10 protein-coding genes are annotated in these 9,442 nt (G+C 64.0%); all 10 read right to left on the bottom strand.

Translation table 11 applies throughout. The features are described 5' to 3' along the window. The coding region (locus Q0176_RS01300) for a complex I subunit 5 family protein (protein ID WP_299298307.1) at positions 1–1,925 on the bottom strand (1,925 nt) is incomplete at its 3' end. A 42-nt stretch (positions 1,926–1,967) separates the two neighbouring features. Next, on the bottom strand, positions 1,968–3,473 hold the full coding sequence (locus Q0176_RS01305) for a proton-conducting transporter membrane subunit (protein WP_299298309.1): 1,506 nt from the start codon (positions 3,471–3,473) through the stop codon (positions 1,968–1,970). A gap of 19 nt (positions 3,474–3,492) precedes the next feature. Then, entirely contained in the window at positions 3,493–4,992 is a 1,500-nt protein-coding gene (locus tag Q0176_RS01310) for a proton-conducting transporter membrane subunit (RefSeq protein ID WP_299298311.1), read from the bottom strand. An 82-nt stretch (positions 4,993–5,074) separates the two neighbouring features. Beyond that, positions 5,075–6,589 carry a proton-conducting transporter membrane subunit gene (locus Q0176_RS01315; protein WP_299298326.1) on the bottom strand — a complete coding sequence of 505 codons (1,515 nt, stop codon included), beginning with the start codon at positions 6,587–6,589 and terminating at the stop codon, positions 5,075–5,077. Positions 6,590–6,591: 2 nt separating this feature from the next. Then, the gene (locus Q0176_RS01320) at positions 6,592–6,996 is read right to left on the bottom strand and encodes a sodium:proton antiporter (protein WP_299298314.1); all 405 of its coding nucleotides are present in this window, start codon (positions 6,994–6,996) and stop codon (positions 6,592–6,594) included. A gap of 1 nt (position 6,997) precedes the next feature. Further along, positions 6,998–7,954: a hydrogen gas-evolving membrane-bound hydrogenase subunit E gene (gene mbhE, locus Q0176_RS01325; protein ID WP_299298316.1), complete on the bottom strand. Its 957-nt coding sequence runs from the start codon at positions 7,952–7,954 to the stop codon at positions 6,998–7,000. After that, positions 7,947–8,261, bottom strand: a complete 315-nt coding sequence (locus Q0176_RS01330; RefSeq protein WP_299298318.1) for a hydrogenase subunit MbhD domain-containing protein — start codon at positions 8,259–8,261, stop codon at positions 7,947–7,949. Before Q0176_RS01330 ends, mbhE begins: the two co-directional genes overlap by 8 nt. Next, positions 8,258–8,659 (bottom strand): monovalent cation/H(+) antiporter subunit G, encoded by a 402-nt coding sequence (locus Q0176_RS01335; RefSeq protein ID WP_299298320.1) that lies wholly within the window; start codon positions 8,657–8,659, stop codon positions 8,258–8,260. The genes Q0176_RS01330 and Q0176_RS01335 overlap by 4 nt, the downstream gene beginning before the upstream one ends. After that, positions 8,656–8,973, bottom strand: coding sequence for a monovalent cation/H+ antiporter complex subunit F (locus Q0176_RS01340; RefSeq protein ID WP_299298322.1), 318 nt, complete (start codon positions 8,971–8,973; stop codon positions 8,656–8,658). Before Q0176_RS01340 ends, Q0176_RS01335 begins: the two co-directional genes overlap by 4 nt. Then, on the bottom strand, positions 8,966–9,442 hold a 477-nt coding region (locus Q0176_RS01345; RefSeq protein WP_299298324.1), incomplete at its 5' end, for a Na+/H+ antiporter subunit E. The genes Q0176_RS01345 and Q0176_RS01340, both read right to left, overlap by 8 nt.

Consider the following 9,442-nt stretch of genomic DNA (forward strand, 5'->3'; position numbering starts at 1 on the left):
GATGCGGCTGCATCCCCTTTCGCATATACGCCGAAATATTCGTCCTTCGGCTGGACGACGAAGCGCTTGCGGTCCGCGCGGCCGAGGAGCATGGAGACGGGGCCGTCGCACAGGACGTCGACGACGCGGGCGAGGAGGGCGCCGAGGAACGGCAGGAGTCCGGTCAGAATGGGACGGTAGAGGAGGCGTTCCAGGTCCATCCATCGGGGCCAAAGGTCGACGTAGCGTCGTCGTCCCGACGCATCCTCCCGCATCAGTCGGACGTAGACGATGATAAAGTAGAAGGCTGCGCCCAGGGCCAGCGTCAGCATCGCGCCCTTCAGGTTGGCCCAGGCAAAATAATCGACGGGGTGCGAGGGGGGGTGTCCGTTCATGAACGGCGCGCCTAATGCTCCGATGGGGTCCATGAGCCGATTCGGGAAGAGGCCGAGGAGAAGGGGAAGCAGGGCGGAGAGGCACAGGATGACCGAGCTGGGGACGCTGACATAGGACCGCCTGGAGTGTGGCGGTCTTGTCGGTTCGGTCAGGAAGAGCGCGACGAAGAGCTTGAGCATGTAGGCCACGGTCAAGGCCCCCGAGATCAAGAATATCCATTCCACGGACTGGAAGAGGACGACCTCGGTCTCCAGGTCGAAGAGCCCGGAGTGGAGCAGCTCCGAGATGGCGCCCGTGTGCGTCGGCAGGTGCAGCTGGTGGATGTGCTCGACGATGCTCTCGTGGATGAGCGTCTTGCCGACGTATCCGCTCCAGAGGGGCACCCCGGCGAGGCCGAGTGCTCCCATGGAGAATACGAACAGGAGCAAGGGCTTGCCGCGCCCGTATCCCCGGATCTCGTTCAGGTTCAGCTTGCCGGTGTTCATGTGGATGACGCCCGCGGCGAGGAAGAGCACCAGCTTGACCAGAGAATGGTTGACCATGTAGGTCATGGTGCCGCGGACGGCCAGGGCGTTGTCCTCCCCGAGGAAGCACTGCATGGAGATGCCCGTGAGGATGAATCCGATCTGGGACATGGACGAGCAGGCGAGGGTCCGTTTGATGTCGACCGAGAAGAGGGCGAGCACGGCGCCGATGACCATGGTGCTGACGCCGAGCGCCAGGAGCATCAGTCCCCAGAGGGCGTTGTGGAGGAATATCCCCGTGCTGAGCACGAGGATCCCGAACAGGCCGGACTTGGTGAGGACGCCGGAGAGCAGTGCGCTCGACGGGGCCGGGGCCACCGGATGCGCCGTGGGGAGCCAGACGTGGAGGGGGAACACGGCGGCCTTGGCCCCGAACCCAACGAAGATGAGGATCCCTGCGACGTAGAGCTCCGAGCGGTTGAGCATGTTGGACGCGGCCACGGGGAGCAGGGACATCTCCAGCGTCCCGGTCTGGGCGTAGAGCAGAATGAGCCCCAGGAGGGTGACGAGCCCCCCGATGACGGTGACGGCGAGGTAGGTCCCGGCTGCGCGCGTCGCCTCCCGCGTTTCGTCCTGGATGACCATGATGTATGAGGTCAGGGACATGATCTCGAAGAAGATGAAGGTGGTATAGAGGTTCTCGGAGAGAAAGACGCCCACGATGGCTCCGAGGGTCCAGAGGACGAAGAGGTGATAGCGGTTCCGGTTCCGGTAGTGGGCCAGGTACTCGCGGGAGAAAAGCGTGGCGGCGAACCACATGAAGGCGATGACGAGGAGGTAGACGAACCGGAACCCGTCGAGTTTGAAGGATAGGCCGAACGCGCAGAATCCGTCGATGCGCAGAAAGGAGGCCTGTTCGTCTCCCAGCACATATCCGAGGTGGCAGGCCGCGGCGAGCTCGACGAGGGCTACGACATCGGCGGTATAGTCGCGGAGACGTTTGCTGACGCGCCCGGCGAGGAAGGACATCACCCCTCCCAGTATCGGCCAGACGATTGGAAACAACAGGATACAGTTGCCGCTCATGCGATCACCTCGACAAAAATGGGGTTGAATCCCATACCGAAATCAGAGCAGGCCCGCGGCGATCCGTCCAAAGAAGCGGATCGCCGGCCCCGCGTACAGGCCGTACAGGACGGCCGCGGCGGCCAGGGCAAACATCGGGACGGTCATCAGAGCGCTTGGGTCCTCGACGCCGCGGTTGGCCCTGGAGAAATCGAAATTTCTCCCGGGCAGGACGGCGGTCCCGATGATGGAGAGAATGTAGAGCACTGTCAGCAGCGATGACAGCATCATAGCGGCGATGCCGACGTATCCGCAGGGAACGGCCGCGGCGGCGACCCCCAGTTGCCATTTGCCCATGAAACCCGCCAGGGGCGGAAGGCCGGCGAGGGCCATCCCCGAGATGCCCAGACAGAGGAATATCCTCGGCATCCCCATCCCGATGCCGCGCATGTCGAACAGGTATTCCCGGTTCGTTTTGCAGAGGACCGCGCCCGCGCAGAAGAACAGGTTGATCTTCATCAGTGCGTGCCCGACCATGTGGGTCAGGCCGCCGACGAGGCCCTCCGGGGTCAGGAGCAGAGTCCCCATCAAAATGTAGGAGAGCTGTGCGACCGTGGACCAGGCGAAGCGCAGCTTCAGGTGCCGGGAGGACAGAGCCCTGGCGGACCCGTAGACGATCGTGAGGCAGGCCAGGGCCAACGCGGCAGCCTGGGCCCAGCTTCCGCGCAGGGACTCCGGGCCGAATACATAGTGAGTCAGGCGGATGACCGCGAAGATGCCGCCCTTGACCACCGCGACGGCGTGGAGCAGCGCCGTGACCGGGGTGGGGGCGACGGATGCGGAGGGCAGCCATCCGTGGAACGGAAAGACCGCGGCCTTGACGCCGAACCCTAGAAATCCCAGAAAATAGAAGGTGAGCAGCGTGTTCCGCGGCACGGCAAGGGAGCCTGCGTCGAGGATCCCTCCCGGCGCAAAGGGCGCTCCAGCCCCGTGCAGGAGCGCGAAGGCCAGGGCGGAGAAGGCGCAGGACGCACCGCCGATCGAGTAGGTCAGGTACTTTTTCCCCGCGAACCGGGCACGGCCGTCCATGGCGTGCATAACCAGGGGCAGTGTGGTCAGGGTCATGAGCTCATAGAAAAAGTAAAGAGTCAACAGGTTGGCGGAGAAGGCGATGCCGAGCACCACGCCGTAGGTCAGGGTGAACCACGCGAAGAAGGCGTGTTCCCGCCCCTCGTGCCTCATGTACTCGAAGGCGTAGAACGTCGTCGGCACCCAGAGGACCGACACGAGCACGGAGAAGACCACCCCCAGCCCGTCCAGGCGTAGCGCGAACGCCAGGGCGGGTGAAATGCGGAACAGCGTCAGCGTCTCCTGGGGGGTGTTTCGGATCAGAAGGAGGCTGAGGAGCGTGTTCAGCGTCGTGACGGTGCCCACGTAGAACACGAGCCGCGTCCGGCCCCTCAGCCCCGCCGTCGGGATGGCGATTGCGGCGATTGCGGGGAGGAGGATGGGAACGATGAGAAACCAGGCGGGCAATGGCGTGAATGGCACGAAGGACATGGACAGCATGGATGAATCGTCGCCTCCTTCAAAGGACGGTGGCCGCGAACCGTCCGAAGTACCGGACCAGCGGTCCCGCGAACACGCCCGTCAGCAGGGCCGCGGTGCTGAGGAGGGTCAGGGGGAGCTGCATGTTCGCGGGAGGTCGGGACAGCATCGGCTCGATCGAGCCCTCGTCGTAGTCCTTTCCGGGGAAGAAGGCGCTTGTGACGACGGGCAGCAGATAGCCCGCCGTGAGCACCGCGCTGACCAGCAGCACGATCACGCCGGACAGACCCAGCCAGCCGAGCCCCGGGGGCAGCGCGCCGACCGCCAGGAACCATTTGCCGACGAATCCTCCCGTGGGAGGAATCCCGACCAGGGAAAGGGAGGCCAGCGTGAAGCCGATCATGACGACCGGCAGGTCCTTTCCGACGCCCCTGAGCTGGTCCACGTAGTGGTAGTTGAAGCGCGACAGCCTGAAGTAGATGACCATCCCCGCGCTCAGAAACAGGCTGGTTTTCGCGAGGGCGTGGGCTACGATCTGCAGCAGGGCCCCTTTGATGCCGTCCGGGGTCAGCAGCATCAGCCCGAAGACGATGTAGGACACCTGGCTTACGGACGAGTAGGCGATGCGCTTCTTCAGGTGTTTTTCCATGTAGGCCAGCATCGAGCCCAGGAAGATGGTGAGGAGCGACAGGACGATCAGGGTCGTCTGCACCCAGGTGCCGCGCAGAAAACGGGGGCCGACCAGAAAGTAGATTGTGCGGGCGATGGCCACCACCCCTGCCTTGGTGATCAGGCCGGACAGAACCGCACTCGCGGGGGTAGGCGCCACGGGGTGCGCCGTCGGGAGCCAGGCGTGCAGGGGGACCAATCCTGCCTTCGCACCGAACCCGACGAGGGTCAAGAAGGAGGCCGTCAGCATCAGTTTCTCCTTCCCGGCTATTCGGGCGGCATCCAGGACGCCGCCAGGCGTGAAATCCGTGGATATGCCGTACCGATAAAAAAAGAAGAATCCAGTCAGGGCCAGGCACGCCCCTGTGATGGAGTAGACGAGGTACTTTGCGGCGGCCCGGATGGCCTCCCTCCTCAGGGAGTGCATCACCAGCGGCAGGGTCGCGAAGGTCAGCAGCTCGTAGAAGAGATAGAGCGTCAGGAAGTTGGCCGCGCAGGCGATGCCGATCAGGATGCCGAGCGTCGTGAGGAAGAAGGCGAAGAAACGTTCTTCGGGGGGACGGCGCTTCAGGTACTCGAAGGCGTAGAAGGTCACGGGGGGCCAGATGACGGAGACCAGAACGGCGAAAATTTTTCCCAGGGCGTCCAGGCGGAAGGACAGCGCCAGAGACTCCGTGACGCGCCAGAACGTGAAGGTCCCCTCTCCGGCCCAAAACACGGCTGCGAGGAGCAAAAGAGCGTTGATGAAGGTTACGGACGCCGCGTAACGGTGGCGGAGCCGCTGATTACGGATAGGGAACAGCAGCAGCGCCATCCCCGAAAAGATGGGAAACGCGACCGGAAAGGCCGCAAGCAGGGCCGGGTTCATCATGAGAGCCCACCTCCATCGGCAAGCACGGATTCGGATAAGGACTGTGGAGATAAGGATAGTGAAGGTGACCGGGAAGGATTCCTCATCCCAGGACCTCCAGTCCCCATTCGATCACCCGCATCACGGGGCCGTAGCACAGTCCCAGGAAGAAGGTCAGGGCCAGAAACGCTGCTATCGTCCCCCCATAGGACAAGCTGCGGGACGATGGAGGACGCCCTCCCGCCTGCCGATCCTCCGTCCCGTCCCGGGGCGTCAGGATGACGATGACCGCAGGGATATAGTAGAGGGCGTTCAGCAGGGAGCTGAGCGCAAGCGCCGTCAGGCCCGGAATGGCCTCGGACGCCTCGATCGCGGCTGAGGCCAGGCAGAGCTTCGAGGCGAAGCCGGCGAAGGCCGGAATGCCGACCATCGAACAGGCTCCCGTGACCAGCCCTACGCCGGCCCAACGGTTCCGGTAGAACGCGCCCCTCAGGGCGTGAAGCTCCTTGTCGTGCCCTGACACGTCGACGAGGCCTCCGACGGCCGTGAAGAGCATCGGTTTGACCGTCGCGTGCACGAGGATGTGCAGGCAGGCCGCGGCGAAGCCGGCGGGGGTGTTCAGGCCGATCCCCATGAAGATGTATCCGACCTGAGCCACGGAGGACCAGGCGATCATGCGCTTCGCGTTCGTCTGGCGCAGCGCGTGCATCGATCCCACGACCATGCCCAGAATGCCGAAGCCCAGCAGGATGGTATCCCCGCGCAGGAGCCGGACCGTATTCGTGCCGAATACCCGGCAGAAGACCTTGAGGATCAGGAAGATATGTCCCTTGAGCACCAGTCCGGAGAGGACGGCGCTCGACGCGTTCGTCGCGCTGCCGTGCGCGTCGGGAAGCCAGGCCCCGAAGGGATAGAGCGCGCTCTTGATGGACAGGCCTATCGTCATCAAGATCAGGGAGACGGTCAGGGATCGGGTGTAATGCCCGGTGGCGGCCAGCTTCGCGATGGCGGCGTGCATGTCCGGCATCAGCAGATGTCCCGTCAGATCGTAGAGCAAAGAGATGGAGATGAGGATGAGCCCTGAGCCGACCAGGCTCATCACCAGATAGCGCAGTGCGGCCCGGATGGTCTCGCCGCAGTCCTTCGCCGCGACGATAGCGCAGGCCGCGATGGTGTTGATCTCGATGAACACGTAGGCCGTGAAGATGTCGTTGGTGTAGATGAGCGCCAGAAGGGAGCTCATTATCAGATTGATCATAACGTAGTATGGACCGCGGCGTCCTTCCGGGATGTCCTCCCTCGTGGAGCCCAAGTTCCCCAGAAGGGAGAGAAACAGGACGGCGCAGAAGAAGAGGGCCAGGAGCGCCTCCAGGGGACCGGCGCGCAGCTCGTTGCCCCATGGCGCGGGGAAGTGCCCCATCATGAAGGTGAAGCTGTCTCCCGTCCAGGCAACGTTGGCGAGCAGGTACGCGGACAGCACGCCAACCACAGCGGTGACGGCCATCGTCAGCCGCTCGGCGGCGCGCGGCGCGCGGGAGAGCAGGGGAATGACGATCGCCGTCAGCAGCGCCAGAAAAACGCTGAGGAACGGAACGTTGTAGGCAAAGGTTCCGGCCATCGTCACGGCTTCCCCTCGTCCCGCCGGCGAGCCTCCCGCATCCGGATGAACATCTCGTCGATGTTCAGGGTCCCGTAGGCCTCGTAGAAGCGCAGCGTCAGGGCCAGCGCAAAGGCGGTGACGCTCACGGAGACGACGATGCCCGTCAGGACCAGACCGGCGGGAACGGGGTTGACGTAGGCCCCGGCCGCTGGAATGCCGTCCTGGGTAATCTGGATGATCGGCGCGCCCCGCCCCGCCACGTAGCCCTTGGCGGCCAGGAACAGATAGACCGCCGTATCCATGATGTTCAGCCCGATGATCTTCTTAATCAGGTTCCTCTGGAGCAGCAGGTTGGTCAGCCCTATGCCCGAGAGGATCACGGCGACGGCCTCGTAATGGTTGACGAACAGTCCCTCCGTCAGCATCCTAGATCTCCCCCTCGCCGAAGAGCGCATAGAACCCGTAGAGCGTTCCCGCGACGATGATCCCCACACAGATGTTGAGGGGCAGGATCAGCCCTCCGCTCAGGATGGCGCCGGGCTCGCCCAAGGGGATGCCGGACTCCAGATGGTTGGCCCCGGTGAAGAAGGAATACCCCTTCGCCAGTGCGTAGACAAGAAGCGAAACGCAGCTGGAGATCGTGAAGGCCCGAAGCGGGAAAAACTGTCGAATGCGGTCGAACCCCCAGGCGTTCGCGTACAGGATCAGGGCGGTGCCCAGGACCGCGCCGCCCGAAAAACCCCCGCCGGGCGAGAGGTGGCCGTTCACGACGATCGCGGTTCCGAGGAGAAGAATGACCGGGACCGCCAGGGAGGCGACGCCGCGCAGAATGGCGTCGTCCCCATACCGTTCGCCGTGGAGTCTCCCGGCCCTATTCGTTTGAGCCCTGGACCTCCGCCCGCCGTCCCCCAGCAGCATGATCACGGCGATTGCTGCAGCGAACAGCACCGCAGACTCCCCGAATGTGTCGAAGGCCCGGTAGTCGAGGATCATGCCTGCGACGATGTTCGTGGCGCCGGTCTCCTCGAGGCCGCGCTCCACGTAGCGCTTGGACACGATGTTGTTGGCAGGATTGGCGGGATCTCCGAATCGGGGAAGCTCAGCCACGGTGAGCAGAAGCAGCCCCGCCACCACGACGCAGACGAGGACGCTCAGGCCCCTGTAGAGGAGGGGAAACAAGTATGGCCCATGCCATTCCATCCACTCGCCGTAGCGCTCCCCCAGACTCCTCTCCCGATGACGGAGCGTGTGTGGAGGCGCCGAGCGCGTGAAGGGAAGCTCCGGCGGCAGCTCGGGAACCGGGGCCTCGTCCTCCGGCCGGGGCCCGTTGCCCATGACCCAATCGAAAAAGCTTCGCCACAGGGCGCTCACGGCCTCACGCATTCGGTCCCTCCTCCTTACGGTCCTCCGGGTTACGGTCCTCCGACGGTGGGTTCTGCCGCAGGGCCCCCATCCGCTGGAGCGTCACGAAGAACAGCACGCTCGTGACCCCGGCCCCGACCGCGGCCTCGGTGACCGCGAGGTCCGGCGCCTGCAGAAGGACCCACAGCACCGCCATGACCAGGCTGTAGGCCATGAAGATGATGACGGCGTTCAGCAGGTTGCGCGAGGCCGAAACGGCCAAAGCGCAGACCACCAGGAAGGTGAGGAGAAACCATTCGGCCGGTCCCGCCGTGCTCATCATGTTCATGCTCGAGACCTCCGCTCTTCGAGGGGTCGGCGTGAAGTGGGTTCCACTTGGGGAACCGTTGGGGGGTCGAGGCCGTCGATATCGTCGAGGTCCAGGATGTCGCAGGTCTCGCCGATGCGTTCGTTCGTGGCGACCTCGGCCCGGGCTACGAGATGGCTTGCCACGGGGTTGGCCAGCCACAGGAAGGCGATGACGAGCGTCAGCTTGAGCGAGAACGCTCCCGGCCCGGAGAGGACGGTCAGACCGACGAGCACCAGAAGGGCCCCCAGAGTGTCGCATTTGGCGGCCACGTGAATGCGGTTCAGCACCGACTCGAACCGAAAGATTCCGAGTGTGGCGATGCCCAGGACGAACAGTCCGCCCAGGATCAGGACGGCAGCGATGACGAGGCGTATCATGAGGATGCCCTCCCGTTTTCAGGCTTTTCCGTTTGGTCCTGCCGGCCGAGGACCGCCCGGGCCAGGACCACGACGGACAGAAAACTGATGATGGCGTAGATGAGACAGATGTCCACGAGATATTGTTCCCCGATGTGAAACGACAGCATGGAGATCAAAACGATGACCTTGGTGCTCACGATGTTGACGGCGATGATGCGGTCGGTGAATCGGGGCCCCAGCATGGCCCGCCACAGGCAGAAGAAGATGGTGACGGACAGGAAGGCCGAACCGCCGAGCAGGAGCGCACCTTGAAGCGCTGCAGTGTCAGGCATCGGAAACCGCCTCCTTTATCTTTTCCCTCTTCGTCCCGGCCGTTTCCTCCATGCGGCGCAGCTGCCGGACGAAGACGGACTCGTCCAGCCCGCGGGTCATGCCGCGGTCCATGGCGTGGATCAGGAGGTCGTTTCCCTCGAGGGAGACGGTGAGGGTGCCGGGGGTCAGGGTGATGGAGTTGGCCAGCACCACCCGGGCTGCCTCGGTCCTGAGGTCGGTGCGAAAGCGGACCAGGCAGGGCTCCACCTCGATGACGGGGGAAAGGACCAGCCGGATAACCTGCAGGTTGGCCTTCACGATCTCGATGAGAAGAAGGAAAAGGTAGAAGAGCCCCCCGGGAAGGTGACGCAGCACCGAGATGAAGGGCAGGGGACGGGCGGACGGAAAGCTCCTAGAGAGCAGGTGGAGCACCCAGGAGACGACGGCTCCCGTAATGACGGTCTCCATCGTAACCCTCCCGTTTACCGT

This window comes from uncultured Fretibacterium sp. (genome assembly GCF_938040765.1).
In the GTDB taxonomy this organism is placed as follows: Bacteria; Synergistota; Synergistia; order Synergistales; family Aminobacteriaceae; genus CAJPSE01.

Bases quoted from the DNA above. Each gene is read 5' to 3' on its own strand.
- Q0176_RS01305 (WP_299298309.1), bottom strand. From the start codon at position 3,473: ATGCTGTCCATGTCCTTCGTGCCATTCACGCCATTGCCCGCCTGGTTT.
- Q0176_RS01310 (WP_299298311.1), bottom strand. From the start codon at position 4,992: ATGATGAACCCGGCCCTGCTTGCGGCCTTTCCGGTCGCGTTTCCCATC.
- Q0176_RS01315 (WP_299298326.1), bottom strand. From the start codon at position 6,589: ATGGCCGGAACCTTTGCCTACAACGTTCCGTTCCTCAGCGTTTTTCTG.
- Q0176_RS01320 (WP_299298314.1), bottom strand. From the start codon at position 6,996: ATGCTGACGGAGGGACTGTTCGTCAACCATTACGAGGCCGTCGCCGTG.
- mbhE (WP_299298316.1), bottom strand. From the start codon at position 7,954: ATGCGTGAGGCCGTGAGCGCCCTGTGGCGAAGCTTTTTCGATTGGGTC.
- Q0176_RS01330 (WP_299298318.1), bottom strand. From the start codon at position 8,261: ATGAACATGATGAGCACGGCGGGACCGGCCGAATGGTTTCTCCTCACC.
- Q0176_RS01335 (WP_299298320.1), bottom strand. From the start codon at position 8,659: ATGATACGCCTCGTCATCGCTGCCGTCCTGATCCTGGGCGGACTGTTC.
- Q0176_RS01340 (WP_299298322.1), bottom strand. From the start codon at position 8,973: ATGCCTGACACTGCAGCGCTTCAAGGTGCGCTCCTGCTCGGCGGTTCG.